The organism is Massilia sp. CCM 8734 (assembly GCF_011682155.1).
Taxonomy (GTDB): domain Bacteria; phylum Pseudomonadota; class Gammaproteobacteria; order Burkholderiales; family Burkholderiaceae_D; genus Telluria_A; species Telluria_A rubra.
In genome coordinates this window covers 1-25,230 of record NZ_WHJI01000050.1, presented here as the reverse complement: position 1 = coordinate 25,230, position 25,230 = coordinate 1, and the positions used below count along the sequence as shown (strand labels likewise).

Annotated in this window: 21 protein-coding genes; 11 read left to right on the top strand and 10 right to left on the bottom strand. The window is 65.0% G+C overall.

What is annotated here, in order from left to right; translation table 11 throughout:
* Positions 1-46: 46 nt before the first annotated feature.
* Both F2P46_RS30895 and F2P46_RS30890 read right to left on the bottom strand, forming a co-directional pair.
* Positions 47-1,933 (bottom strand): MFS transporter, encoded by a 1,887-nt coding sequence (locus tag F2P46_RS30895; RefSeq protein WP_166897649.1) that lies wholly within the window; start codon positions 1,931-1,933, stop codon positions 47-49.
* A gap of 63 nt (positions 1,934-1,996) precedes the next feature.
* Complete coding sequence (locus tag F2P46_RS30890) at positions 1,997-2,731, bottom strand: helix-turn-helix transcriptional regulator (RefSeq protein ID WP_229509524.1); 735 nt, start codon at positions 2,729-2,731, stop codon at positions 1,997-1,999.
* 140 nt (positions 2,732-2,871) lie between these two features.
* Here F2P46_RS30890 and F2P46_RS30885 point away from each other — a divergent pair, with 140 nt between their 5' ends.
* Complete coding sequence (locus F2P46_RS30885) at positions 2,872-3,285, top strand: hypothetical protein (protein ID WP_166897646.1); 414 nt, start codon at positions 2,872-2,874, stop codon at positions 3,283-3,285.
* A 2-nt stretch (positions 3,286-3,287) separates the two neighbouring features.
* Positions 3,288-4,082 carry a DUF2145 domain-containing protein gene (locus F2P46_RS30880; protein WP_166897643.1) on the top strand — a complete coding sequence of 265 codons (795 nt, stop codon included), beginning with the start codon at positions 3,288-3,290 and terminating at the stop codon, positions 4,080-4,082.
* 7 nt (positions 4,083-4,089) lie between these two features.
* On the opposite strand, the gene F2P46_RS30875 is transcribed toward F2P46_RS30880, so the two are convergent.
* The 5 genes from F2P46_RS30875 to F2P46_RS30855 all read right to left on the bottom strand — a co-directional run bounded on the left by F2P46_RS30875 (position 4,090) and on the right by F2P46_RS30855 (position 10,209).
* Positions 4,090-5,154, bottom strand: a complete 1,065-nt coding sequence (locus F2P46_RS30875) for an ABC transporter ATP-binding protein (protein WP_166897640.1) — start codon at positions 5,152-5,154, stop codon at positions 4,090-4,092.
* A gap of 24 nt (positions 5,155-5,178) precedes the next feature.
* Positions 5,179-6,945 carry an iron ABC transporter permease gene (locus F2P46_RS30870; RefSeq protein ID WP_166897637.1) on the bottom strand — a complete coding sequence of 589 codons (1,767 nt, stop codon included), beginning with the start codon at positions 6,943-6,945 and terminating at the stop codon, positions 5,179-5,181.
* Between the two features lie 54 nt (positions 6,946-6,999).
* Positions 7,000-8,091 carry an ABC transporter substrate-binding protein gene (locus F2P46_RS30865; RefSeq protein ID WP_166897635.1) on the bottom strand — a complete coding sequence of 364 codons (1,092 nt, stop codon included), beginning with the start codon at positions 8,089-8,091 and terminating at the stop codon, positions 7,000-7,002.
* A gap of 26 nt (positions 8,092-8,117) precedes the next feature.
* Positions 8,118-9,062, bottom strand: a complete 945-nt coding sequence (locus F2P46_RS30860) for a tripartite tricarboxylate transporter substrate binding protein (protein ID WP_166897632.1) — start codon at positions 9,060-9,062, stop codon at positions 8,118-8,120.
* A gap of 70 nt (positions 9,063-9,132) precedes the next feature.
* Positions 9,133-10,209, bottom strand: a complete 1,077-nt coding sequence (locus F2P46_RS30855) for a porin (protein WP_166897629.1) — start codon at positions 10,207-10,209, stop codon at positions 9,133-9,135.
* Between the two features lie 152 nt (positions 10,210-10,361).
* Between F2P46_RS30855 and F2P46_RS30850 the strand changes: the two genes are divergently transcribed.
* Both F2P46_RS30850 and F2P46_RS30845 read left to right on the top strand, forming a co-directional pair.
* Positions 10,362-11,057, top strand: a complete 696-nt coding sequence (locus F2P46_RS30850) for a response regulator (protein WP_166897627.1) — start codon at positions 10,362-10,364, stop codon at positions 11,055-11,057.
* Between the two features lie 7 nt (positions 11,058-11,064).
* The gene (locus F2P46_RS30845) at positions 11,065-12,543 is read left to right on the top strand and encodes a sensor histidine kinase (RefSeq protein WP_166897624.1); all 1,479 of its coding nucleotides are present in this window, start codon (positions 11,065-11,067) and stop codon (positions 12,541-12,543) included.
* Here the strand turns inward: F2P46_RS30845 and F2P46_RS30840 are convergent.
* Complete coding sequence (locus tag F2P46_RS30840; protein WP_166897621.1) at positions 12,540-13,862, bottom strand: homoserine dehydrogenase; 1,323 nt, start codon at positions 13,860-13,862, stop codon at positions 12,540-12,542. The genes F2P46_RS30845 and F2P46_RS30840 overlap by 4 nt on opposite strands.
* Before the next feature lie 22 nt (positions 13,863-13,884).
* On the bottom strand, positions 13,885-15,114 hold the full coding sequence (locus F2P46_RS30835; protein ID WP_166897618.1) for a pyridoxal phosphate-dependent aminotransferase: 1,230 nt from the start codon (positions 15,112-15,114) through the stop codon (positions 13,885-13,887).
* A gap of 239 nt (positions 15,115-15,353) precedes the next feature.
* Between F2P46_RS30835 and F2P46_RS30830 the strand changes: the two genes are divergently transcribed.
* The 5 genes from F2P46_RS30830 to F2P46_RS30810 all read left to right on the top strand — a co-directional run bounded on the left by F2P46_RS30830 (position 15,354) and on the right by F2P46_RS30810 (position 22,630).
* Positions 15,354-15,761 (top strand): Mth938-like domain-containing protein, encoded by a 408-nt coding sequence (locus tag F2P46_RS30830; protein WP_166897615.1) that lies wholly within the window; start codon positions 15,354-15,356, stop codon positions 15,759-15,761.
* Between the two features lie 540 nt (positions 15,762-16,301).
* On the top strand, positions 16,302-16,781 hold the full coding sequence (locus F2P46_RS30825; protein ID WP_166897613.1) for a peroxiredoxin: 480 nt from the start codon (positions 16,302-16,304) through the stop codon (positions 16,779-16,781).
* Positions 16,782-17,029: 248 nt separating this feature from the next.
* Positions 17,030-18,841 carry a PhoH family protein gene (locus tag F2P46_RS30820; RefSeq protein WP_166897610.1) on the top strand — a complete coding sequence of 604 codons (1,812 nt, stop codon included), beginning with the start codon at positions 17,030-17,032 and terminating at the stop codon, positions 18,839-18,841.
* Positions 18,842-18,951: 110 nt separating this feature from the next.
* Positions 18,952-22,233, top strand: a complete 3,282-nt coding sequence (locus tag F2P46_RS30815; RefSeq protein ID WP_166897607.1) for an AAA family ATPase — start codon at positions 18,952-18,954, stop codon at positions 22,231-22,233.
* Positions 22,223-22,630: a hypothetical protein gene (locus F2P46_RS30810; RefSeq protein WP_208296838.1), complete on the top strand. Its 408-nt coding sequence runs from the start codon at positions 22,223-22,225 to the stop codon at positions 22,628-22,630. Before F2P46_RS30815 ends, F2P46_RS30810 begins: the two co-directional genes overlap by 11 nt.
* Before the next feature lie 14 nt (positions 22,631-22,644).
* Here the strand turns inward: F2P46_RS30810 and F2P46_RS30805 are convergent, their stop codons facing one another.
* Positions 22,645-23,664: an AraC family transcriptional regulator gene (locus F2P46_RS30805; RefSeq protein ID WP_166897602.1), complete on the bottom strand. Its 1,020-nt coding sequence runs from the start codon at positions 23,662-23,664 to the stop codon at positions 22,645-22,647.
* Between the two features lie 238 nt (positions 23,665-23,902).
* Between F2P46_RS30805 and F2P46_RS30800 the strand changes: the two genes are divergently transcribed.
* Positions 23,903-24,550 carry a triacylglycerol lipase gene (locus F2P46_RS30800; RefSeq protein ID WP_166897600.1) on the top strand — a complete coding sequence of 216 codons (648 nt, stop codon included), beginning with the start codon at positions 23,903-23,905 and terminating at the stop codon, positions 24,548-24,550.
* A 25-nt stretch (positions 24,551-24,575) separates the two neighbouring features.
* Positions 24,576-25,112: a hypothetical protein gene (locus F2P46_RS30795; protein ID WP_166897597.1), complete on the top strand. Its 537-nt coding sequence runs from the start codon at positions 24,576-24,578 to the stop codon at positions 25,110-25,112.
* Positions 25,113-25,230 lie beyond the last annotated feature (118 nt).

Below are 25,230 nucleotides of genomic sequence, written 5' to 3'. Positions count from 1 at the left end.
TTATAACCACTTTCTCACGAATTCTTACCGTCGGATAAACCCGCCCTTACTTCCAGTCGCCGCGCAGCGCCAGCACCTGCTGGTGCAGGTAATCCGGGGTGGCCTCTTCCGGCGCCACCGGCGCGCCGACCGCCAGCGCCAGGCGCGAACGCGGTCCGCGCGCAAAAGTGCGCTCGAACAGGTTGCCCGGGTCGCGCGTGAGCAAACTGCCCCACAGGCCGCGCAGCGCCATCGGAATGACCGGCACCTTGCTGCGTTCGACGATCTTGGCGATCCCGCCGCGGAACTCGCCCATCTCGCCGGTCGAGGTCAGGCGCCCTTCCGGGAAGATGCATACCAGGTCGCCTTCGTGCAGCGCCTGGGCGATGTCGACATACGCCTTCTCCATCAGGAACGGGTCTTCCTTGGCCGGCGCGATGGGAATGGCGCGCGCGGTGCGGAACAGCCAGCCCATGAGCGGCATCTTGAAGATTTTATGGTCCATCACGAAGCGGATCGGGCGCGGGCTGGCCGCGCCGATCACCAGCGCGTCGACATAGCTGACGTGGTTGCACACCAATACCGCCGGGCCTTCCTCGGGAATGCGCTCCACGTCCACCGTCTTGACACGGTGGATGGTGTGGATCAGCATCCAGGCCACGAAGCGCACCAGAAATTCCGGCACCAGCGAGAAGATGTACAGCGCCACCAGGGCATTGAGAATCGCGGTGGCGAGGAACATCTGGGGTATCGTGAAATGCAGTTTGATCATCACAATCGCCATGCCGGCCGCGCCGATCATGAACAGCGCGTTCAGGATATTCATGCCGCCGATGGTGCGCGACAGGTGGGCCGGCTCGCAGCGCGTCTGGATCAGCGCGAACAGCGGCACGATGAACAGGCCGCCGAACACGCCCACCATCGCAATATCGAACAGCACGCGCGTCACGCCCGCCTGCGACAGCATGCCGAGCATGTCGACCGGCAGCGCCGGGCGCACATAGCCCATGCTGGCGAAATACAGGTCGATCCCGAACAGCGACAGGCCGATCGAGCCAAACGGCACCAGGCCGATTTCGACCTTGTGGCCGGAGAGCTTTTCGCACAGCAGCGAACCGACGCCCACCCCCACCGAGAACACGCTGAGCAGCATCACGAACACGCTGTAGTCGCCATTAAGGAACTCCTTGGCGTACAGCGGGAATTGCGACAGGATCATGGCGCCGTAAAACCAGAACCACGAGTTACCCAGCATCGACAGGAACACGGTGCGGTTCTTGCGCGCGTGGCCGATGTTGCGCACCGATTCGGCAAACGGATTCGGATTGATTTTCAGGTCCGGCATCGGCGCCGGCGAGTGCGGAATGCGGTAGCTGGCCGCAAGCCCAAGCACCGCGAAGAACATGGTGGCGCCGGCCACCAAGAGCAGCCCATTGGACTTGACGACCAGCGCCGCGCCCAGGATCTGCCCGAGCAGGATGCCGACAAACGTGCCCATTTCGACCACCCCGTTCCCGCCGATCAGCTCTTCCGGTTTCAAATGCTGCGGCATGTACGCATACTTCACGGGGCCGAACAGGGTCGAATGCACGCCCATGCCGACCACCGAGGCGATCAGCAGCCACAGGGTGTGCGTCATCCAGCCGATGCCGGCCACCAGCATGATGGCGATCTCGAACATCTTCACAAAACGCGCCAGGCGCCCCTTCTCGACCTTCTCGGCGATCTGCCCGGCGGTCGCCGAAAACACGACGTACGGCAAGATGAACAGGCCGGGAATGAGGCTGTTCAATACGGCCGGATCGAGCGTGGTCCAACTGGCCGCCTCGTACGTCAACATCACCAGCAAGGCGGTCTTGAACACGTTGTCGTTGAAGGCGCCGAGGAACTGGGTCCAGAAAAACGGCGCGAAGCGGCGCTGCGTCAGGAGGGAAAACTGGCTGGCTTGACTCATGCTGATCGTTCTCTCAGGGTCTTGATATGGCAAAAAAGGTGGCTGTTCATCGTCAGGGTACCATCACGGCTGGCGCAGCAAGGCCTTGAAGGCTTGCGGCACCCACGGCCGCGCGGCCACGATGAAGCTGATCGCGTGGCGCTGGTCGAACGGCAGGCGCGTTTCGTGCTGGTGCTGCTGCGAGAATTCGGCCGCTACCTGCTTGAGGCGTTCGAGCAGCGCCGCGCCGGACTGCTTCGACAGCATCACGTTCACCAGCCGCATGACTTCATCCTCGCCATCGAAGCGTGAGTTCAGGTAGTCGGCCGCCGCCTCGTGCCGGAAGTAGCCCTGGATCGGGCCATTCGCGATCCAGCCGAAGGTGCGTGCGATCAGCAGCTTGACCCGGTTATTCGGCAGCAGCTCCAGAAAGCCGATGCGGTCCAGGCGCAGCAGGTATTTGGTCACTTCCGCTTCGCTCATGTCGTAAAAACGCACAATATCGTCGAAGCAGATGTGGTTCATGGCCGACACGGCCACCACCAGCAGGCGTGGGTCGCCGATGATCTCGCGCTCCTGCGCCAGGGTCAGGTGCGAAATCAGGGTCGGCGCCGACTGCGCCGCACTGAGCTCGTCGAACTCGATACCGGTGGCGGTGAGTATCTCGTCGAGCCGCTGCAAGGTGAAATTCTTCTGTGAAAACATACGCTTAACGCTGGCCTCCGACATGCCGATCCGTCCGGCCAGGTCGCCGTAAGTGATGCCGCGCCCCTTCAACAAGCGCTTCAATGTGTCGACAAGTGTAATTGCGTGCGGCATTTCCGTATCCCTATGAATTCTGGTAGCAAATACTAATACTTATTCGCAATAAAAGCGATACGGCCTATCATTTCATTTAGCAAAGACAATTGTTGCGTAAGATGTCCTTGCCAACCCGGCCAACCAGATGAAAGAACCGCATGAAAACCAAGCTGATGATCGTCGCCCTCGCCTGCGCCCTGTTCGGCGCCAATCCGACCGCGCTGGCCCAGGGGTCGAACCTGTCGTCCACGCCGAGCAATGCATCGGGCGCGGTGGTGATGGGAAGCCTGCTGGTGGTCGCCGTGGGGGGCAGCGTGGTGGCGCAAAGCGTGGAGAACGTGGCCGACGGCACCATGGTGGTGCTCAAGAACGTGGCCGACGGGTCCACCGCCACCGTCAAATTAAGTGGCGACGGCGCCAGGGGCTTGTCCAACCTGGTCGGGCAGACCGTCACGGTCACCGCCACCGCCAGCGGCCATGTGCTGATCGCGGCCGGCAAGGTGATTGCCTTCATCCCGACCGAAATCGGCAAAAGCCTGCTGCACCACTCGCAAAACGGCGAGAAGGGCTGAGCATGATCCGCCTCGCTCTGCGTCTGCGTTTGCTCCTGCTGCTGGTGCTGGCCATGGCGCTGCCATTCGCGCACGCCGGCACCGCCTGCGAGGAAGTGGAGCAGGACGCTACAAAGTTCGTCAAGGCGGTCAAGCTGGCCGAAAACACCAGCGCCGCCCTCGATGCTTCCGGCGCCGAGGTGGCAATGATCGCGCGCGTCGGCCAGGATCTGTCCAAATACGACCTGCGCTACTCGCACATGGCCTACGCCTGGCGCGACCATCCCAAGGGCCGCTGGACCGTGGTGCACCTGCTGAACCAGTGCGGCACCGCCAGCTCCAAGGTGTTCGACCAGGGCCTGGCCAACTTCTTCCTCGACGACTTGTTCGCCTACGAGAGCCAGATCGTGATCCCGGGCGCGCAAAGCCAGAAGCGCATCGTCGCCATGCTGGCCTCCGAGGCGCCGACGCGCCTGCACGGTGCGCACTACAACATGCTGGCCTTCCCGTTTTCGACCAAGTACCAGAACTCCAACCAGTGGGTGCTCGAGACCTACGCCGCCAGCGAGTCCGCCATCGGCGATCGCAGCGCCGCCCAGTCCTGGCTCAAGCAGGCCGGCTACGCGCCGAACACGATTTGGGTGCCCTCGGTCAAGCGCCTTGGCGCGCGCGTGTTCCGCGCCAACGTGGCCTTCGACGACCATCCGCTGGGGCGCCGCATCGCCGGCCAGATCGACATCGTCACCGTCGAATCGGTGGTGCGCTTCGTGAAGAAGCGCGATCCCGCCGTCACCGAGAGCGTGGTCGGCATCCGCTAAGGCGGAGTCAGAACACCCACAGCTTCTCGGGCGGCATGTGCAGCCAGTAGCTGCCCGCCTCCAGCCGGTACTTGGAATACGCGCGCAGGCTGAAGTCCCCGCGCTTGAACAGGCATTCCCAGCGATCTCCCAGGTACATGCAGGTCAACAGCGGCAACTCGAGCGCGTTATCGACCTGCTGGGCGCTGATTTTCACATCCTCCACCCGGATCAGCGGCGTGGCCTCGCCACCGATGCGCGCGCCGCGCGCCGTGCCCCGCATGCTCACCCCATCGACCAGCACCGTCAGCGCGCCATCGCTGGCGGCCACCACCTGGCCTTGCAGGCGGTTGTTACTGCCCATGAATTCGGCGGTGAACAAGGTCTCGGGCGTCTCGTACATGCTCTGTGGTGAGCCCTGCTGCTCGATCTTGCCGTTATTGAGCAACAGGATGCGGTCCGAAATCGCCATCGCCTCGCCCTGGTCGTGGGTGACCATCAGGGCCGACAGGCCAAGCCGCACGATCAGCTCGCGCAGGAACGCGCGCGCCTCTTCGCGCAGCTTGGCGTCCAGGTTCGAGAGCGGTTCGTCGAGCAAAATCACGGGCGGGTTGTACACCAGCGCGCGCGCAATCGCCACCCGCTGCTGCTGGCCGCCGGAGAGCTGGTGCGGATAACGCTCGCCCAGGTGGCCCAGGCCCAACTGGCCCAGCACTTCCTTGACCTTGGTTTCGATATCGCTCTTGCCCATCTTGCGCAGGGTCAGCCCGTAAGCCACGTTGTCGAACACGGTCTTGTGCGGCCACAGCGCGTACGACTGGAACACCAGTCCCAGGCTACGGTGCTCGGCCGCCATCTCGAACTTGCGCGCACCGTCGAACACGCGCCGCTCGCCGATGTCGATGGTGCCGCTCTTCGGGCTTTCCAGCCCCGCCACGGCGCGCAGCAAGGTGGTCTTGCCGCTGCCCGAAGGCCCCAGCAAGGCCACCACTTCGCCGCGCTGCAGGTGCATCGATACGCCCTTGAGGATCTGGTTGGCGTGCGCGCCGGTGCCATAATCGAGGTGCAGGTCGTTGACAGTCAATTCATTCATGAAAATTTCCGATCCGGATAGAGTTTATTGATGCAGCTTGACGCCGAAGCGCAGCGCAATGCCCAGGCCAATGGCCACCAGCGTGATATTGATGAACGAGAGCGCCGCCACCAGGTCGGTCGATCCACCGGCCCACAGCGATACCAGCATCGCGCCGATGACTTCGGTGCCCGGCGTGAGCAGGTACACCCCGGTCGAGTATTCGCGCTCGAAGATCAGGAACACCATCAGCCAGGCGCCCAGCATGCCGAATTTGATCAGCGGCAGCGTCACGTCGCGCGTGACCTGGCCGCGCGTGGCGCCCACCGCGCGCGCCGCCTCTTCCAGTTCCGGCCCCACTTGCAGCAGCGCGGTCGAAATCAGGCGCATGCCGTACGCGAGCCACACCACCGAATACGCCAGCCACAGGGCGAAGATGGTCGAGCGCACTTCGCGCAGCAGCGGAATCGCATGCTCGCTGAGCCACAGCGCCGGACCGAGCCCGGTCGCCTTGAGCATGCCATCGAGCCAGCTTGGCACGAACAGGAACACCCACAGGAACGACAGGCCGGCCAACAGGCCCGGTACCGCGCGCGGCACCAGCACGCTGTAATCGAGCATGCGCGTAATGCCATCGGGCTTGCGGTGCATCGCCAGCGCGATCGCCGTGTAGCACACCACCGCCAGCGCCCCGCCGATCACGCCGATCAGCACCGTGTTGATAATCCCGCGCACCAGCGAATGCTGCTCGAGGATGTCGCGGAAGTGCTGCAAGGTCAGCACATCCCACAGCACCACGCCCTCGCCCCAGTTCTGCACAAAAGAGCGCAGCACGATGCCCGACAGCGGCAGGATGATCGTCACCAGCAGCCAGCCGGCCAGCAGCGCAAACGCCAGCCACTTCCAGCGCCCCAGCGGCATGGCCTTCTGGCGCGCGCCCTTGCCCTTGATCGACACATACTTGTTGGCCGATTTCAGCAGCCAGCGTTGCAGCATCACCAGCGGCATGGTCACCATCACCAGGCACACCGCCACCGCCGCCATCAGGTGGTACGAGGGCGTGCCCATCTTGTTGGTCAGCTTGTACAGGTAGGTGGCCAGCACCAGGTGGCCTTCCGGGTCGCCCAGCACCAGCACCAGGCCGAACACTTCGAAGCCGAGGAAAAACACCAGCACGCCGGCATACGCCAGCGCCGGCATAATCATCGGCAGCGACACGTTCATCATCACCCGCAGCGGCGAGGCGCCGGCCACGCGGGCCGCCTCCTCCACGTCCGAACCCAGGCTTTTCAGCGCCGAGGAAGCGTACAGGTACACGTGCGGCACGTGGGTCAGGCCGGCGATGATGACGATGCTGGTGAACGAATAGATATTCCAGGGGATGAAGCCGAGCAGTTGCTTGGCCCACACCGAATAGAAGCCCACGGGCCCCATCGACACCACGTAGCCGAAGCCCATCACCATGGGCGAGACGAAAATCGGCACCAGCAGCATCGGCGCGATCCAGCTGCGCCCCGGCAGGTCGGTGCGCACCATCAAGAAGGCCAGCATGCCGCCCAGCGGCACGGCGATGGCGGCCAGGCCCGTGGCGAGGATCGCGCCATTCTTGAAGGCCTGGGTAAAGTCCGGGTCGTCGAAAATGAAGGCGTACGCTTCGAAGCCCAGGGTTTTTTCCGGCATGAAGAACGGCGCGGACAAAAAGCTCTGGTAAAAAATCAAAAACAGCGGCAGGAAGATGGCGACGCAGGCGAGCGTCACCACCAGGCCGCGCGGCCAGTTAAGCCGCGTGGCCCGCAATGATAAGGTGGTCATGTCAGGTCCGATCTTGGGATGAGGGAGGTGGGCGCTGGCCCACCGTGCCGGCGCTTACTTTTTGCCTGCGGTTTCTTTCCACTGCTTCAGGAAGGCCATGCGCTTGGCCGGCGCCAGGTACTCGAGCACCGACGGGTGCACCGGAATCGGCTTGACGTTCTTTTCGCCGATGATCTTGATCAGTTCCGCCGAGGTGGTTTCGCCGGTGACGTCGGCGCGGATCGCAAACAGCTTCGATTCGTTGGCGATGACGGTCTGGCCGCGCACCGACAGCAGGTAATCCATCCACAGCTTGGCCGCGTTCGGATTCCTGGCGGCCTTGTTGATGAACTGGACGCGCGACATGATCAGGGTGTAATCGGCCGGCAGCACCACGCCCAGCGACGGATCGCTCTTGGCGCGCACCAGCGCGTAGGAGCCGAGCACGTTGTAGCCAATCAGGTTTTCGCCCGACGAGATCCGTTCCAGCATGGTGCCGGTGGACGACTGCACGCGCACCTTGGCCACTCCGAACGCGTTTTGCAGCTCGCCGAACTGCGGGTTCTCGCGCGCATCCTGGGTCATGAACATGAAGCCCACGCCCGATTTTTCGATGTCGTAAGTGGTGACCTTGTCGCGGAATTTTTCGGTCTTGATGATGGCGGCAAAGGCGGCGTGCGTCCTCGGTATTTCGTTACCGGTCAGGATACGCTTGTTATAGACGATGGCCGCCGGCTCGAAGGTGGTGCCGTAAGCGCTGTCGTTCCACACCGCCCATGCCGGCAGCTTGCCCGCTTCCTGCGACCGGTACTTGAGCGCATTGCCCTCGGACGCAAGGCGCATCTGCAGGTCCATCGCCGACGACCAGACCACGTCGGCCGTGTTGCCGCCTGCCGCCGCTTCCGAAATGAAGCGGTTGTACACTTCGGTCGAATTCATGTCGCTGTATTCGACCTTCACGCCGGGATACAACGCGTTGAAGTCCTTGATCAGCGGCTGCGCTGCCTTGCTGTCGGTGGCCGAGTAGATCACCAGCTTGGCCTCTTTCTTGGCGCCGTCGATGATTTTCTGGTAATCGGCCGGGTAGCCCGCCGGGACCTGTGCCAGGGCGCTGCCGGCGAAGGTGAGCGCAACGCCTGCGCAGATAAGGGATCGTTTGATAGTCATGCTGTCTCCAGATTGTTGTTGTGTTTTTAGCGAATCAATTTGAATTGCCTGGCCTGCCGGTTGTAGTCGGCGACAGCCTTGTGAATGTAATCGGTCAGTGCCTGCCCGGTCAGCGTGAACGGATACAAGCCGTGCGCCGAGCGCAGCTTGTCGAAATCGGGGCTGGCCGTCATGCGCTCGAAACTGCCTACCCAGCGCCGGTACTCGCTGTCGGCCACCTTGGGCCCCATCCACACGCCGCGGATGATCGGCCACACCACATCGACGCCCTGCTCGCGCGCGGTCGGCGCCTGCGCCAGCACGCCCGGCAAGCGCTGCTCCGACAGCACCGCCAGCACCCGCACCTTGCCGGCGCCCGAGTACAGGCTCGCTTCCGAGGCGTCGCCCGAAACCACCTGCACATGGTTGGCATGCATTGCGGTAAACGCCTCGCCGCCGCCTTCCAGCGCCACGAAACGCAGCACCTTCGGGTCGATCCCGGCGCCTTTGGCCAGCAGCGCCATCTTCATCCAGTCCTGGCTGCCGATCGTGCCGGACACACCGATCAGCACCTTTTCCGGCTCGCGCCGCAAGGCACCCAGCAGGTCGGCCAGGTTGCGGAAAGCCGAATCGGAACGCACCGCGATCATCCCGTAGTCGGCGCCCAGGGCGGCCACCCAGCGCACGTCGTTTTCGCTGGCCTTGCCGAACTTGCCCTGCGCCAGATTCAGGAGCGAGCCGCCCGAAAACGCGACCAGGGTATCTTTCTCGCTGCCGCGCTGGGCCGCCATGGTGTGCCAGGCCACCGCGCCGATCCCGCCCGGCAGGTACGACAGGCGCAACGCCGGGGCATTGGGATCGCCCCTGAGCCCTTCGCGCGCCAGCTTGCAGGTCAGGTCCATCGCGCCGCCCGGCTTGGACGGCACGATGCATTCGGCGCCGGCGGCATGCACGGCGGCGCAGGCGATCAGGATGGAAAACAGGGTCTTCATGGCGGTGGCCTCTCAAGTCGGGCGCGGCGATCGGACAAGCATGATAGCCCCGCCAGTCATGCACAGCGCATCAGAAGCGATGCTGGATACCGGCCGTGAGCCCCTTTTGCGTCGTGCCGAAACCGGCGTCGTCGCGCGACAGTCCCACCAGCTTGCCGTTATCGGCCTTGGCGTAGGCCGCAGCCACATACAGGTCGGTGCGCTTGGACAGCGCGACCATCCCGCGCGCCACATACATGATCGGGTCGGCGTCGGTATTGGCGGCGACGTTCTTGACGTTGACGTAGTACACCGCGCCGGTCAGGGTCACCGCCGGCGTGGCGAAGTAGCTGGCGCCGCCCCACCAGGTGGTGGCGCGCACGTCCGGGGTTGCCACCTTGGCCGCTTCCAGCGTGTAGTCGCGCATGCCGCCGGTCAGGCGGAACGCCTCTGTCTTGTAGTCGAGCGCCGCATGGTAGGCCGTGGCCTGGTCGCGCCGTCCGGCACCAAGCAGCGTATTGGCGTTCACCTGCTCGTACGCCGCCATCGCCGCGAAGCTGCCGCGCGTCCAGGAGCCGGCCACCGAATACTTGCGGCTGTCGGCGCTGCTGCCGGCCTGCTCGCCCAGGCCGATGCTGGCGCCGTATTTGAAGTCGCCGCTCTTGCCGGAGTATTTGACCAGGTTGTCGAAGGCGGTCGTCATGCCGTATTTGGACGGACCGGTGGCGTTCGACGACGTGGCCCACGAATAGTTCGGCGCGTAGCCGAGCGGGTCGAACAGGATCACGAAGTCGTAGGTGGTGGTGAACGAGCGTCCGATCACCACCCGGCCGAAGCCGCCGTCCAGGCCCACGAAGGCCTGACGCTTGAACAGCGCGCCGTCGGCGGCGCCGGTATCCATCAGGATGCCGCCTTCCAGCCCGAACACGGCTTTCAGGCCGCCGCCCAGGTCTTCGGCGCCGCGCAGGCCCCAGCGCGAGGTGTTTTTACCGCCCGAGATGACGCGGGTGGCGTTGTCGCCGGCGGCGTTGGTATTGGTGGTGTAGTCGACGCCAGCGTCGATCAGACCGTAAATCTGCACGCTGGACTGGGCCTGGGCGGCGCTTGATGTCGCCAAAGCGGCCGGCAGGGCGGCCGCCAGCGCGAGCGTAAGCACGGATGGTTTCATTCTTGTCTCCTGAGTTTTTTATGTTTTATGTTTTATGTGGTACCGGACCCACTATATGTTCGCCATCCTTTCAATTGGCTTTCAGTGCGCGCATGTACCGGCCAGGCCACACAGTCCGAGCTTTTTTGCGCGCTTGGGGCTACACTGCCCCGATGCGAATACTCCTGGTTGAAGACCACATCGAACTGTCGCACTGGCTTTCCAAGGCCCTGCGCGACGCCCACCTGACCGTCGAATGCGCCGCCAACGGCGCCGACGCCGACGCCCTGCTGCACACGCAGGACTACGCGCTCGTCATCCTCGACCTGACCCTGCCCAAGATGGACGGCCTGGACGTGCTGCGCCGCCTGCGCGCCCGTGGCGGCGCGCGCGCCAAGACTCCGGTGATGATCCTCACCGCGCGCGGCGGCCTGGAAGAGCGGGTCCAGGGCCTGAACCTGGGCGCCGACGACTACCTTGCCAAGCCGTTCGAGCTGGCTGAACTCGAAGCGCGCGTCAAGGCGCTGCTGCGCCGCAGCCAGGGCGGCGAAGCGCTGGTGTACCAGTGCGGCGCCCTCGGTTTCGACACCGTCACGCGCATGTTCTCGTATGGCGGCGCGGCGCTGGCGCTGACCCCGCGCGAACACGCGGTGCTCGAAGCGCTGATTACCCGCCCTGGCCGCGCGGTCTCGAAAGAAAAGCTGTTCGATGAAGTGTTCGCCCTGGAGGACGACGCCAATCTCGACGCCATCGAGCTGTATATCCATCGCGTGCGCAAGAAGCTCGAACGCGATCACGTTGGCGCGGCCGCGATTACCACCCTGCGCGGCATCGGCTACCTGCTGCAGCCGCGCGGCACGCCGCCATGACCTGGCGATGACGCCGTTGTACGCCACCCTGCGCCGCAGGATCAAAGCCGCACCCCTGGGCAGCCTGCGCAGCCAGCTGCTGCGCTGGCTCCTCATTCCGCTGGTGCTGCTGGTGGCCCTGAACGCGGTTTCGGTGTACGACAACGCGCTCGACGCGGCCGACATGGCCTACGACCGCTCGCTGCTGGCGTCAACCCGCGCGCTGGCCGAACGGGTCGCCATCAAGGATGGCAAGGTGGTGGCCGATGTGCCCTACGTGGCGCTCGACTCGTTCGAAACCGATACGCTCGGGCGCATCTACTACAAAGTGAGCGGCATTGACGGCGAGACCGTCTCCGGCTTCGACGACCTGCCGCCGGTGCCGGCCAACGTACCGCGCTCGGAAGCCTATCCGGCGCTGGTGCGCTTTTACCACGCGGACTACAACGGCGAGCAGGTACGCATCGCCGCCCTGCTGCAACCGGTGTACGACGATTCGATGCGCGGCATCGCCCTGATCCAGGTCGGCGAAACGCTCGACGCGCGGCGCGGCCTGTCGCGCAAGATCCTGCTCGACACGCTGTTGCGCCAGGCCGTGATGGTGCTGGCGGTCGCCTCGCTGGTGTGGTTTGCCGTGCGGCTGGTGCTGCGGCCCCTGATGCGCCTGAAAATCGAAGTCGAAAACCGCGCCCTGAACGACCTGTCGGATGTCGACCAGGCGCTGGTGCACAAGGAGGTGCGCCCGCTGGTGGCGGCCATGAACGGCACCATGTCGCGCATGCACAACCTGATCGCCAGCCAGCGCCGCTTCATCGCCGACGCCTCGCACCAATTGCGCACCCCGCTCACGGTGCTCAAGACCCAGGCCGAGCTGGCGCTGCGCGAAAACGACGTGGCCGCGATGCGCGAGATCGTCAAGTCGATCGCCGCCACCACCGACGCCACCGTGCACCTGGCCAACCGCCTGCTCTCGCTGGCGCGCGTGGAGCATGGCAGCGAGGCGGCCAACATGGCGCCGGTGTCGCTCACCGCCATCGTGCGCCAGGTGGGGCTGGAAATGGCCCTGCCGGCCGTGCAAAAGCAGATCGACCTGTCGCTCGACGCGGTCGAAGACGCGCTGGTCGACGGCCAGGAACTGATGCTTCATGAAATGGTGAGCAACCTGGTCGACAACGCAATCCGCTACACCCCGGCCGGCGGCAAGGTGGCGCTGCGGGTCAGGGTGGACGGCGTCAAGGTGCAACTCGATGTGGAGGACAGCGGCTGCGGCATCGCCGACGACGAGCATGAAAAGGTGTTTACCCCGTTCTACCGTTCCTCGGGAGCGCTAGAGACCAACCCCGGCGGCACTGGCCTGGGCCTGGCGATCGTGCGCGAGGTGGCAAGCCTGCACCGCGCCGACGTGCGTCTTGCCGGCGCCAGCCCGGCGCCGGGCCTGAAGGTCACGATTCGCTTCGATTCGGCCGCCGCGCCAGGGCGGCCCCCGGCGCGGGGCGAGAGCGCTTAACTCAGGTTTTCGAGGCGGATCTTGACGACCTTGCCCACCACCGTACCGAGTTCTTCGATCTTGCCGATCGCCGCATCGATGTTCTTTTCCTGCGTCTGGTGCGTCAGCATGATGATGTCGGTGCGCGTCTCGCCTTCGCCCGGCTCTTTCTGCATCACGGCGTCGATCGAAATGCTGGCGTCGGCCAGGATGCGCGTCAGGTCCGCCATCACGCCCAGCTGGTCCTTCACGTACACGCGCAGGTAGTAGCTGGTGGTGATCTCGGACATCGGCAAAATCGCCACGTTGGTCAGCTGGTTCGGCTGGAACGCCAGATGCGGCACGCGGCATTCCGGATCGGCCGTGGCCAGGCGGGTGATGTCGACCAGGTCGGCGATCACCGACGACGCGGTCGGCTCGGCGCCCGCGCCCTTGCCGTAGTAAAGGGTGGCGCCGACCGCGTCGGCCTGCACCAGCACCGCGTTCATCGCCCCTTCCACGTTGGCGATCAGGCGCTTGACGGGAATGAGGGTCGGATGCACGCGCAACTCGATTCCTTCCACCCCATCGACGACGGCGCGCTTGGTGATCCCCAGCAGCTTGATGCGGTAACCGAGCTGCTCGGCGTAGCGGATATCGATCGCCTGCAGGCTGCTGATGCCTTCCACGTGCGCCTTGTCGAACTGCACCGGGATGCCGAACGCGATCGCCGCGATGATGGTCGCCTTGTGCGCGGCGTCCACGCCTTCGATGTCGAAGGTCGGATCGGCTTCGGCGTAGCCCAGTTCCTGCGCCTGTTTCAGCACGGTGCCGAAATCGAGGCCCTTGTCGCGCATCTCGGACAAAATGAAGTTGGTGGTGCCGTTGATGATGCCGGCCACCGATTCGATGCGGTTCGCGGTCAAGCCTTCGCGCAGCGCCTTGATGATCGGGATGCCGCCGGCCACCGCCGCCTCGAACGCCACCATCACGCCCTTGGCCTGGGCCGCCGCGAAAATCTCGTTGCCGTGCAGCGCCAGCAGCGCCTTGTTGGCGGTGACCACGTGCTTGCCGTTGGCAATCGCCCCCAGCACCAGCTTCCTGGCCGTGTCGCAGCCGCCAATGAGTTCGACCACGATGTCGATGTCGGGATGGTTGACCACCAGTTCAGGGTCGCCCACCACCTCGCAGTCGGCGCCGACGATGGCGCGCGCGCGTTCCACGTTGCGCACCGCGACCATCGCAATCTCGATGCCGCGCCCGGCGCGGCGCCGGATTTCTTCCTGGTTGCGTTTAAGGACGTTAAAGGTGCCGGCGCCAACTACGCCAAGGCCGATCAGGCCGATTTTGATGGGTTTCATAGTTCTTTATCTGGAAGAGGTATCAGCCGCGCCCATGGCGGCGTCGGTAGCCGTCAAGGAAGCGCGCAATGCGGCCGCAAGCGTCGGTCAGGTCGTCGGAATTGGGCAGGAACACGAGGCGGAAGTGATCCGGCGCGATCCAGTTAAAGCCCGTTCCCTGCACCACCAGGACTTTTTCTTCGGCCAGCAGGTCGTAGGCAAACTGCTGGTCATCCGCGATCGGGTACATCACGGGGTCGAGGCGAGGGAACATGTACAGCGCAGCTTTTGGCTTCACGCAGGTCACGCCCGGAATATCGGTTAAAAGTTTGTGCGCCATGTCGCGCTGGCGCAGCAGGCGCCCGCCGGGGCCAACCAGGTCGTTGATGCTCTGGTAGCCGCCGAGCGCGGTCTGGATGGCGAACTGGCCCGGCGCGTTGGCGCACAGGCGCATCGAGGCCAGCATGTTGAGGCCATCGATGTAATCCTTGGCGTGGCGTTTTTCGCCCGACACCACCATCCAGCCGGCGCGGTAGCCGCACGAACGGTAGTTTTTCGACAGGCCGTTCAAGGTAATGAACAGCACATCGTCGGCCAGCGCGGCGATCGAGTCGTGCTGCTCGCCGTCGTAGAGGACCTTGTCGTAGATTTCGTCGGCCAGGATGATCAGCTGGTGCTGGCGCGCCAGTTCGATAATCTCGAGCAGGATTTCGCGCGGATACAGCGCGCCGGTCGGGTTGTTCGGGTTGATCACCACGATCGCCTTGGTATTGCTGGTGATCTTGCGGCGCATGTCGTCGATATCGGGATACCAGCCGGCCTGCTCGTCGCAGATGTAATGCACGGGGTTGCCGCCCGACAGGCTCACGGCCGCGGTCCACAGCGGATAGTCCGGCGCCGGCACCAGCACTTCGTCGCCGTTGTTGAGCAGGCCGTTCATGGCCATGACGATCAGTTCCGAGGCGCCATTGCCCAGATAAATGTCTTCGATCGTCACGCCAGTGATGTGCTTGCTCTGGGTGTAGTGCATGACGGCCTTGCGCGGCGCGAACATGCCTTTCGAATCGGTGTAGCCGGCCGCGCCGTGCATGTTGAGGATCATGTCCTGCACGATCTCGTCGGGCGGGTCGAAGCCGAACACGGCCAGGTTGCCGATGTTGAGCTTGATAATTTTGTGGCCTTCTTCCTCCATCTGCTTGGATTTCTCCAGCGCGGGGCCGCGGATTTCGTAGCAGACGTCGTCGAGCTTGTTCGATTTCAGAATCGGTCGCAAAATATTTCCCTGTTCAGTGGCGCTTTGTTGCAGTGCGAAAAAGACCCATTTTGCCGAAAGGAGATAATTTAAGCAACCTTTGGCTACTACCTAAATTGGCGACAACACGCGACATCGTGGTAGTTTGGCGTCTTTTGCACGTCGATCTCGCGAAAATTCGCGGTTTACTGGACTTTGTGGCATGCTAAAGCCACGCGCAGCGCCCGAGTGCCCTGCATCACCCTTTCTGTACCCACGCCATGAAGCTCCATTCCAGCACCACCCAACAATACCAGACCGTGACCGGTTACGACGAAACCGGCGTCGAAATCAACGCCCAGCGCTATGACTACAGCCTGCTGCTGATGCCCGAGGTGCCCGCGCGCGCCTGGGACGTGGCCGGTTTCGAGGCCCTCACGGCCGCGCATTTCGAAAAAATCGGACAAGACAATCCGGATGTGGTCATCCTCGGCACCGGCGACAAGCAGCGTTTCGTCCATCCCAAGCTGGTCGCCTCCCTGCTGGAGCGGCGCATCGGCTGCGAGTGCATGGATAACAAGGCCGCCTGCCGCACCTACAACATCCTGATGGGCGAGGGGCGCAAAGTGACCCTGGCGCTGATCCTGGGCGAAGCGCGACAACGAACGCACGCTGGCGACGACCGCTAGCTTTAAGACCGTCGTTCCCGCGCAGGCGGGAACCCAAGTTTGCATGCATTTCGACGGTGCGACATACTTGGGTTCCCGCCTGCGCGGGAACGACGGCGCGGGCGACGCGACAGATAACGATAGAGCGACGCAAGAGTAACGGCGCTACTTGCAATACGGCACTGCGCCTCCATATAGGGTGCGCCCAAACACGTTTCCCCTCCGGGCGAGGGGCGCAAAGTGACCCTGGCGCTGATTCTGGGCGAAGCGCGACAACGAACGCACGCTGGCGACGACCGCTAGCTTTAAGACCGCCGTTCCCGCACAGGCGGGAACCCAAGTTTGCATGCATTTCGACGGTGCGACATACTTGGGTTCCCGCCTGCGCGGGAACGACGGCGCGGGCGACGCGACAGATAACAATAGAGCGACGCAAGAGTAACGGCGCTACTTGCAATACGGCACTGCGCCTCCATATAGGGTGCGCCCAAACACGTTTCCCCTCCCCTGTTGCGCTGCGGGGTATAAAATCAGCGCTGACTCACCTTCAGGAGAGAACCTGTGGCTGATAGCCAAACTGCAGCACCGACCGTACCATTCACCGACTTCTCCGCCGCCATGACGGGCGACAAGCCGTTCCAGCTGTCCGGCCGCCCTGCCCGCTACACCGTACTGTACTTTTATCCAAAAGATAACACGCCCGGCTGCACCACCGAAAGCATCGCTTTCCGCGACCTGCACGAGCAGTTCCAGCAAGCCGGCGCCGAAATCTACGGCATCAGCCGCGATTCGCTGCGCTCGCACGAAGGCTTCAAATCGAAGCTCGGCCTGCCGTTTGAACTCATTTCCGACCCGGAAGAAGCCATGTGCCTCCAGTTCGGTGTGATGAAAATGAAGAATATGTACGGAAAGCAAGTGCGCGGCGTCGAACGCAGCACGTTTGTAATTGACGCTGATGGTAAATTGATGAAAGAATGGAGAGGCGTGAAAGTCCCTAATCACGCCGAGGACGTGCTGGAATTTGTAAAGAGCCAACCTTGAGAGGGACAGCCAGAATCCAGGGGACCCTGTCGATCAACCCGCAGCAGAACCGATTGCACCAGCCATTTTGAGTCACACCTTCCGTTTTCAGCATCATCCCAATCTGGCGGCCTGCCGGCCCGGCCACTATGCCGGGCCCGACCACCACCCCCTTAGTTCGCACAGCCGCATCGAGCCCGCCGCCACAAGCGCCGCCTGCGCCGACGCCTCCGGGCTATCCTCCTGCACCTTTTTAGATTGAGACCCTGATGCCACTGCCAAAAATCCCCACCAAGCCAGCCACCCTGCTGCTGGCCGAAGACTATCCGAAAGCCGACCGCAGCAAGCCAGCCTCCGTGCAGGCCGCGCCGCCGGCCAAGCCGAAACTGAGCGCGGTCGCCGAGATCGCAGCCGAGCCGGTCGCCAAAGCGCCGGCCAAGACCACGCGCGCCAAGGCGCCGGCCAAACAGGCTGCCCTGGTGGCAGCGTCGCCGCAGGCCGCACCGGCGCCGCTGCTCACCTCGCACGCCGTCATGGAGACGCCGATCGCCAAACCCGCAGGTCGCGGCAAGGAAAAGCAGCCAGTCGACCTGGAAGCGCCGCACCCGGCCAAGCACAAGGCGGTCGAACTGCCCGTCAAGTCCTCCACCAGCCGCAATGCCGACCAGACCGGCAAGACCAAGATGTTCGTGCTCGACACCAACGTGCTGATGCACGACCCATCGTCGCTGTTCCGCTTCGAAGAGCACGACGTCTACCTGCCGATGATGACGCTCGAAGAGCTCGACGACCATAAAAAAGGCATGTCGGAAGTGGCGCGCAACGCACGCCAGGTCTCGCGCACGCTCGACGCGCTGGTCGGCAACATCGACGATGGCGCGATCGAGAGCGGCATCCCGCTCGCCAAGCTGGGCAACAAGGATGCCAAAGGGCGCCTGTTCTTCCAGACGCGCCTGCAAAACGGCCCGACCCTGCCTGAGGGCCTGCCGGTCGGCAAAGCCGACAACCAGATCCTGGGCGTGGTGCGCAACCTGGAAGCCGAGCAACCGGGCCGCGCCATCGTGCTGGTGTCGAAAGACATCAACATGCGCATCAAGGCGCGCGCGCTGGGCTTGCCCGCCGAAGACTACTTCAACGACCACGTGCTGGAAGACAGCGACCTGCTGTACTCGGGCATCGTGCAACTGCCGGACGACTTCTGGAACAAGAACGGCAAGGACATGGAGTCCTGGCAGGAAAACAAGAACGGCGTTTCGTCGACCTTCTACCGCGTCACCGGCCCGACCATGCTGACCCTGCTGGTGAACCAGTTCGTCTACCTGGAACCGAAAAATGGCGAAGCGCCGTTCTACGGCCAGGTCAAGCAGCTCAACGGCAAAACCGCCGTGATCCAGACCCTGCGCGACTTCAGCCACAACAAGAACAACGTATGGGGCGTCACCGCGCGCAACCGCGAGCAGAACTTCGCGCTGAACCTGCTGATGAATCCGGAATGCGACTTCGTCACCCTGCTCGGCCAGGCCGGTACCGGCAAGACCTTGCTGGCGCTGGCGGCGGGCCTGGCGCAGGTGCTCGAGACCAAGCTGTATAACGAAATCATCGTCACCCGCGTCACGGTGCCGGTCGGCGAAGACATCGGCTTCCTGCCGGGTACCGAGGAAGAGAAGATGGGTCCGTGGATGGGCGCTTTCGACGACAACCTCGAAGTGCTCAACAAGTCCGATTCGGATGGCGGCGAGTGGGGTCGCGCGGCAACGCAAGACCTGATCCGCTCGCGCATCAAGATCAAGTCGCTCAACTTCATGCGCGGCCGTACTTTTGTGAACAAGTTCCTGATCATCGACGAAGCGCAGAATTTGACGCCCAAGCAGATCAAGACCCTGGTCACGCGCGCCGGTCCCGGCACCAAGATCCTGTGCCTCGGTAACATCGCACAGATCGACACGCCTTACCTGACCGAAGGCTCGAGCGGCCTGACCTACGTGGTCGACCGCTTCAAGGGCTGGTCGCACAGTGGCCACGTGACGCTGGCGCGCGGCGAACGTTCGCGCCTGGCCGACCACGCGAGCGAAGTGCTGTAACACGCTTGATCCTATCTCGCTAATGACTGACTAGTTCAGTCGAAACGGTCTCTCTCCAGTCATCTGGACAGAGGCCGTTTTCTTTTGCCGGATGCTTTGTAAGGGACGCAATGGACACACTGCCGCATGGCGAATGCGCGCCGCTGGTCGGCCGCGCAGCCGAAATGGACGCGCTGCGCGCCGCCTTTGCCGCCGGCTGCCGGCGCAAGCAATGGGGTTTGCTGGTGACCGGCGCCGCCGGCAGCGGCAAGTCGGCCCTGCTGGCGCAACTGGCCGCGATGGCGGCCGGTTGCGGCGGCTGGTTCGTCAGCGGCAAATTCGACCAGTACCGGCACGATGCGCCGTCGGCCATCGTGCAAGCCATGGGTGCGCTCGGCCGCCTGCTGTTAAACGAAGCGCCGGCGGCGCTGGCGCAGCAGCGCGAGCGCATCCTGGCGGCGCTGGACACGAACGCCGGCCTGGTCGCCGCCGCCCTGCCCGAATTCGCCCTCCTGCTCGGCCGCATTGACGCCGCCGAGAGCGACCCGGCGCGTCACCAGGCGCGCATGCGCACCGCCTTTCTCGACCTGCTGCGCGCCGTGGTGTCGCCTTCGCGCCCGCTGGTGATCGTCATCGACGACCTGCAATGGGCGGGACCGGCGGCGCTGGCCGCGTTCGACGCCTTGCTGCGCGACGCCACCCTGCATGGCCTGTTCCTGGTGGGCGCCGTGCGCCGCGACGACGTTGACGCCCACCATCGGCTCGCTGCGATGCTGCTGCGCTGGCGCGCCTGCGCCACGCTCGACATCAACAACCTGCCGCGGGCCGCCATGGGCGCCTTCGTCAGCCGGCTCGCCGGCTTCGAGGCCGGGCACAGCACCGCCTTGGCCGGCATCATCGGCGACCGCACGCATGGCAATCCCTTCGAGACGATCGAGCTGGTCGAGGCGCTGCGCCGGCACGGACTGCTGCGCGCCGACGGCGACAGCGCGCCCATCCTCGCCTTCATCGCCGAGCGCGACGTCACCAGCCTGCTGGCGCTGCGCATCGCCAGCTTGCCGCCCGCACCGCGCCTGATGCTGCGCGTGCTGGCCTGCCTTGGCGGCGCGGTCGATGCGCAGGTGCTGGCGCTGGCCGCAGGGTGCGATGCGGCCGCACTGGCGCCGGCGCTCGCCGATGGACTGGTGCTGGCGTCCCGGCGCGGCCTGCGCTTCTGCCACGACCGCGTGCAGCAGGCGGTCTACGAAGGCACGCCGGCCGATGAACGCCAGGCGCTGCACCTGGCCATCGGCCGCCGCCTGCTGGCGCGCGCGGGGCAGGAAGCCAGCGCGTCGGAACAATATCTCGCATTGGCCGACAGCCCGCCAGACCCGGCCGAACGCCAACGGGTCGCCACCCTGTTCCGCCAGGCTGCGGCCCACGCCCGCACCCAAGCCGACTACGCGCTCGAAGAGCGCTTCCTGAACGCCGCCGTGCGCCTGCATGGCGCCGCCCCTGCCCTGATGCGCGCCTGGCACGCGTCCCTGTACAGCCTTGGCCGCCACACCGAGGCCGACGCGGTCTACGCGCAGATCTCCGGCGGGGCCACCAGCCTGACCGACCTGATCGAAGCGGCCTCGGTGCAGATCGACAGCCTGACCAGCCGCCGCCTGCTACCCGAAGCGATCGGCCTGGGCATCGCCCTGCTGGCGCGCGCCGGCGTCGTGCTGCCCGACAGCGGCGCAGCGCAGCTCGACGCCCTCACCGCCTGGGCCTACAGCGGCGCGCTGGACGCCGACCTGCGGCGCGCCGGGCCGACCGACCCGCAACTGCTGGCGCTCGGCCGCTTGCTGCACCTGACCACCATCGCAAGCTACCATGCCGACGACCAGCGCCTGGTGCCGCTGCTGGTGCGCTACCAGCAGATGTGGATCGAGCATGGTCCATGCGCGGCGCTGCTCAAGACCTTCGGCACGCTGCCGATCCTGTTCAAGCAGCGCGGCGACTACCGCACCGGCCATGCGATGCTGATCAAGGCGCAGGCGATCGGCAAGGCGCGCGGCTACGACTACGAGGCGGCCTGGCTGCAGCACGTGTTCGCGCTGGCGTCGCTGCACTGGGTCGAGCCGCTCGAGAACGCCATCGCCCACGCGCGCCAGGCGCGCCGCGTGCTGCTTCAAAACGGCGACCTGCAATACGCGACCCACAGCTATCACACCGAGATCGTGGCGCAGCTCGACTGCGCGCCGACCCTGGACATGCTCGCGGTGATCCTGTCCGAGGCCGAAGCGAGCGGCGGGCGCGGCGCCAACGTCACCGCCAGCCGCGTTCACCGCAGCTACCGCTACTTGCTCGATGTGCTGCGCGGCGCGATCGACATCCATTTCCCGGCGCCCCCGGGCGACCTGGACACGCCCACGGCCTGCCTGGTGCGCGCGCACGCGGCCCTGCTGTTCGGCGACGACGATGCGCTGGCACGCCATTCGGCGGCCGCCATGCCCTTGCTGGCTTCGTTTGCCGGCATCTATCCGGCCGCCCTGGGCTACCTGTTCCGGGCACTGGCGCTGGCGCGCCAGGCGAACGGCAACGACGATGCGCTGCGCGAGCTCGATGCCTGCCGCGACTGGATGGCGCTGCGCGCCGTGGACGCGCCACGCAATTTCGCCCACCTGCTCACCTGGATCGACGCCGAACGCGCCTGGGCCACGGGCCAGCCGGGCGTCGCGGCCAGGCTGTTCGACCAGGCGCTGCTGGCCATGCGCACGCACCGGCGGCCATGGCAGCGCGCCGCGATGACCGAGCGCGCCGCTCTATGCTACCTTGCGCAAGACTTGCCATACGTGGGCGCGGCGCTGCTGACCGAGGCGCTGCGCCATTACGAGGCCTGGGGCGCAGCGGCCAAGGCCGGCGCGCTGCGCGAGCGGCACGCCTTCCTGCGCACCGCCGCCGCGCCGGCGCGGCGCGCGGCCGATGCCGCCAATGCCCCGCTGGAGAACATCGACCTGCTGGCCGTGCTGCGGGCCTCGCAGGCGCTGAGCGCCGCAACGACGCTGGCGCGCTTGCGCGAGCGCGCCAGCGCGCTGCTTTGTTCGTTGGCCGGCGCGACCGGCGTCCAGCTGCTGATTTGCCCGCTCGCCCGCGCCCCGGCGCTGCCGATGTCGCTGCTGCGCCACGTCGAGCGCACCCGCGACGTGCTGCTGCTCGACGACGCCACACAGGACGACCGTTTTGCGCGCGATCCGTATTTTGAAGGTCGCAGCCAGTGCGCCGTCCTGGCCGTGCCGATTTTTAAGCGGCACGTGCCGCACGCCATCCTGCTGCTCGAGAACAGCGACGCGCGCGGCGCTTTCAGCGCCAACCGACTCGACACCGTGATGCTGCTCGCCGGGCAGCTGACGATCTCGCTGCTCAATCTGGAAAACCATGATGAATAAACCGATTCTCGCCATGTGTACCGCGCTGGTCCTGCTGGCCGCGAAGGCATTTGCCCAGGCTGCCCCGCCCGACCCGCCCGCCGACAAGATCGCCGCCCTGGTGTCGGCGCTGGCGAAGAACCCGCTCTGGATGAACGGCCTGACGCCGCACGTCAAGCTGGGCGCCGGCGCCTCGCCGCCGCAGGTGCTGGAGCTGTTTTTCCTGATGATAAACTTTGATGCGGGACCGGTCAGCAAGTACACGATTGTCGCCGTGCGCGACGTGGTCATCCCGCCGGAAGGCTCAAGCTCGCCAACTATGACCGCCATGCTGGTCGAGACGAACCTCGGCCCGAAGATCGTGCTGATCCGGTTCGAGCGCGACGGATGGTGGACGCGCGCGTTCGACGCCCGGTAACCATGGTCCTGGCGTCAGCCGCTTTCCAGCGCCGCCCGGTGACGCTCCCGATAGCGTCCCGGCGACACATTGAACCAGCGCTTGCACGCCCTGAACAAGGTGCCCTGGCTGGCGAAGCCGAGCCGGTAACTGATCTCGGTAAAACACAAGCTGGTCTGGTCCAGGTAATGCGCGGCCTGCTCGCGCCGCACGGCGTCGACCAGTTGCACATACGAAGTTCCCTCGTCCTGCAGGCGCCGGTGCAAGGTGCGCTCGCTCATGCACAGCGTCCTGGCCACATCGCCGCGCGCCGGCTCTCCCTCGGCCAGGCAGGCCAGCACCAGTTCGCGCACGCGTCGGGTGGTGCGGGCGTCGCCCAGGCGCGCCAGGCGCTCGTCGGCGAAGCGCTCGTGCAGTTCGGTCAGCAAGGGGTTTCCGGTCATGAGCGCCAGCCGCAGGTCGGCCTGCGAAAAACACAGGCGATAGCGCGCGGCGCCGAAATGACAGGGGCAGCCGAACGCCGCCAGGTATGGCAACAGGTTGGCGGGCCGCGCGTGCGCCAGTTCGACCGACTGCGGGCGCAGCTCGCGCCCGGTCATCCAGCGGCACAGGTTGGTCAACATCAGCAGTGCGAAATCGTAGCGTTCGCCGGGCACGGCCTCGCCCAGCGCCAGCGTCAGGCTGCCACCCTGGCTGTCGAACGCCAGCTCGAGCGTGGCCGCGCTGCTGATGATCGGCAGGTACTGCGCCATGCGGCGCAAGGCGGCGTCGAGGTTGGGGCTGGACATCATCACATGCAATGCCGCGCCGAAGCAGGCCGGCTTGGCGGCGCCTTCGAGCGCCAGGCCCAGATGCGGGTGGCCGGACTGCTGCGCCGCCAGCGACCACAAGCGCGAGACGGCGGCGCTGTCGAAACGGCCGTCGGGGTCGTCGAGCTCGTCCAGCGGCAAGCCGGCTTCTTCCAGCAATGACAGCGGCTCAAGGCCGAGCGCGCCAATCATCTCGAGGATCCCTTTTACCCATGCTGCGGACACGGTCGGTTTGGCGTTCGTCACGGAAATGGCACCTCGTCTTTCTGGCCCGCGGGAACGGCTGCGGCACGCCTTGGCGCTCTGCCGCCCTGCTCGCATCATACTATAAATGCATTATCACGAAAACAACTTTGTTAATCTGTTGCCAGCACCGCCACATGCACGCCGCATGGCCCGGAAAGCGAGCGAATTGGCCTGTCCAGCGTATGGCTGGCCTGACCGCCACGCTTATAGTGGTCGTCCACATCAAACGGAGACACTCATGCGACATTCATTCAGCCAGGCCGCCAGGTCGGCGCTCGCCCTCGGTTTATTCGCAGCGGGACTCGGACTGTCCGGCGCGGCCATGGCCCAGGAGCCGCTCATTTTCGTGCACGGCTACAGCGGCTCGTCGTCCAACTTCGACGCCATGGTCATGCGCTTTACGGCCAGCGGCTATCCGCGCTCGAAGCTGTACGGCTTTAACTACAATTCCCTGATGAGCAGCGACAGGACCAGCGCGTCCTCGCTCAACTCCTTCATCAACAGCGTACGCGCCAGCAACGGCAACCAGCCGGTGAGCGTGATCGCCCACTCGAACGGCGGGCTGGTGGTGCGCTGGCAGCGCGCCAAGCTGGGGGGCGAAGCCGGCATGCGCCGTTTCATCACCCTGGGCACGCCGCACAAGGGCACCACCAGCGCCTACGGTTGCTATTCCCCGGCCTGTTTCGACATGCGGCCCGGCTCGTCCTTCATCACCCAGCTCGCCGGCGCCGGTTGCGACCGCTCGCTGTGGTCGGCCAACGATGGCGTGATCCTGCCGGCCCGCAACGCGCAGTGCGGCACCAACGTGCAGACAGCCAGTGTCGGCCACATTGCGTTGCTGACCGACACCAGCGTCTACAACCAGGTACGCGCGCAACTGCCGTAACGACCAACCAGTACAAGGATCAGTCATGGATATTTATCGCACATCGGCCGTTCTGCGCCGCCACTGCCTGGTCCTGCTGCTGGCCTTGCCGGGAGCGCACGCCGCGTCCCCGGCAACGGCGCCCGCACCCGACACGGTCGCGCAAGTCGGTGAACAGCCGGTCCGCAAAGCCTTGCTCGACGCGCTCATCGACGCCAACGCCGGCCGCGCCAATCCCTTCGACGAAGAAAGCGCGCAGGAGCGCGGCGCGCGCGCCGACGCCCGCGCCGCGCTCGACCGCAACGCCATGCTGGGCGAACTGGTGACGATGGAACTGATGGCGCAGGAAGCGGTCAAACTGAAATTGGACCAGTCGCCCGAGCTCGTGGCCGAAGCGGAGCTGGCCTACAAGACCCTCTTGCAGCGCGATCTGGTGCGGCACATGCTGTCCACCATTGCCGTCACTGAAGAAGAGATCGCCCAGCGCTACCAGGGCGTGCCGGCGGAGCGCCAGTTCCGGCTCGCCACGGTCGATGTGGCGGGTCCCGCCCAGGCACGCGCCGCGCTGACCGCGCTAGCCTGAATGTTTCATGAACTGCCAGTGCGTTGCTGGCTGGACGATACGAAACCTCGTCGGCAGTGTTTTCGATGGTCGCGGGTAATGGATGCCCTACCCGATTGAACGGGGCATCGAATGGAGC

Coding starts and splice junctions, on each gene's coding strand:
- F2P46_RS30895 (WP_166897649.1), bottom strand. CDS start 1,933: ATGAGTCAAGCCAGCCAGTTTTCCCTCCTGACGCAGCGCCGCTTCGCG.
- F2P46_RS30890 (WP_229509524.1), bottom strand. CDS start 2,731: ATGCCGCACGCAATTACACTTGTCGACACATTGAAGCGCTTGTTGAAG.
- F2P46_RS30885 (WP_166897646.1), top strand. CDS start 2,872: ATGAAAACCAAGCTGATGATCGTCGCCCTCGCCTGCGCCCTGTTCGGC.
- F2P46_RS30880 (WP_166897643.1), top strand. CDS start 3,288: ATGATCCGCCTCGCTCTGCGTCTGCGTTTGCTCCTGCTGCTGGTGCTG.
- F2P46_RS30875 (WP_166897640.1), bottom strand. CDS start 5,154: ATGAATGAATTGACTGTCAACGACCTGCACCTCGATTATGGCACCGGC.
- F2P46_RS30870 (WP_166897637.1), bottom strand. CDS start 6,945: ATGACCACCTTATCATTGCGGGCCACGCGGCTTAACTGGCCGCGCGGC.
- F2P46_RS30865 (WP_166897635.1), bottom strand. CDS start 8,091: ATGACTATCAAACGATCCCTTATCTGCGCAGGCGTTGCGCTCACCTTC.
- F2P46_RS30860 (WP_166897632.1), bottom strand. CDS start 9,062: ATGAAGACCCTGTTTTCCATCCTGATCGCCTGCGCCGCCGTGCATGCC.
- F2P46_RS30855 (WP_166897629.1), bottom strand. CDS start 10,209: ATGAAACCATCCGTGCTTACGCTCGCGCTGGCGGCCGCCCTGCCGGCC.
- F2P46_RS30850 (WP_166897627.1), top strand. CDS start 10,362: ATGCGAATACTCCTGGTTGAAGACCACATCGAACTGTCGCACTGGCTT.
- F2P46_RS30845 (WP_166897624.1), top strand. CDS start 11,065: ATGACGCCGTTGTACGCCACCCTGCGCCGCAGGATCAAAGCCGCACCC.
- F2P46_RS30840 (WP_166897621.1), bottom strand. CDS start 13,862: ATGAAACCCATCAAAATCGGCCTGATCGGCCTTGGCGTAGTTGGCGCC.
- F2P46_RS30830 (WP_166897615.1), top strand. CDS start 15,354: ATGAAGCTCCATTCCAGCACCACCCAACAATACCAGACCGTGACCGGT.
- F2P46_RS30820 (WP_166897610.1), top strand. CDS start 17,030: ATGCCACTGCCAAAAATCCCCACCAAGCCAGCCACCCTGCTGCTGGCC.
- F2P46_RS30815 (WP_166897607.1), top strand. CDS start 18,952: ATGGACACACTGCCGCATGGCGAATGCGCGCCGCTGGTCGGCCGCGCA.
- F2P46_RS30810 (WP_208296838.1), top strand. CDS start 22,223: ATGATGAATAAACCGATTCTCGCCATGTGTACCGCGCTGGTCCTGCTG.
- F2P46_RS30800 (WP_166897600.1), top strand. CDS start 23,903: ATGCGACATTCATTCAGCCAGGCCGCCAGGTCGGCGCTCGCCCTCGGT.
- F2P46_RS30795 (WP_166897597.1), top strand. CDS start 24,576: ATGGATATTTATCGCACATCGGCCGTTCTGCGCCGCCACTGCCTGGTC.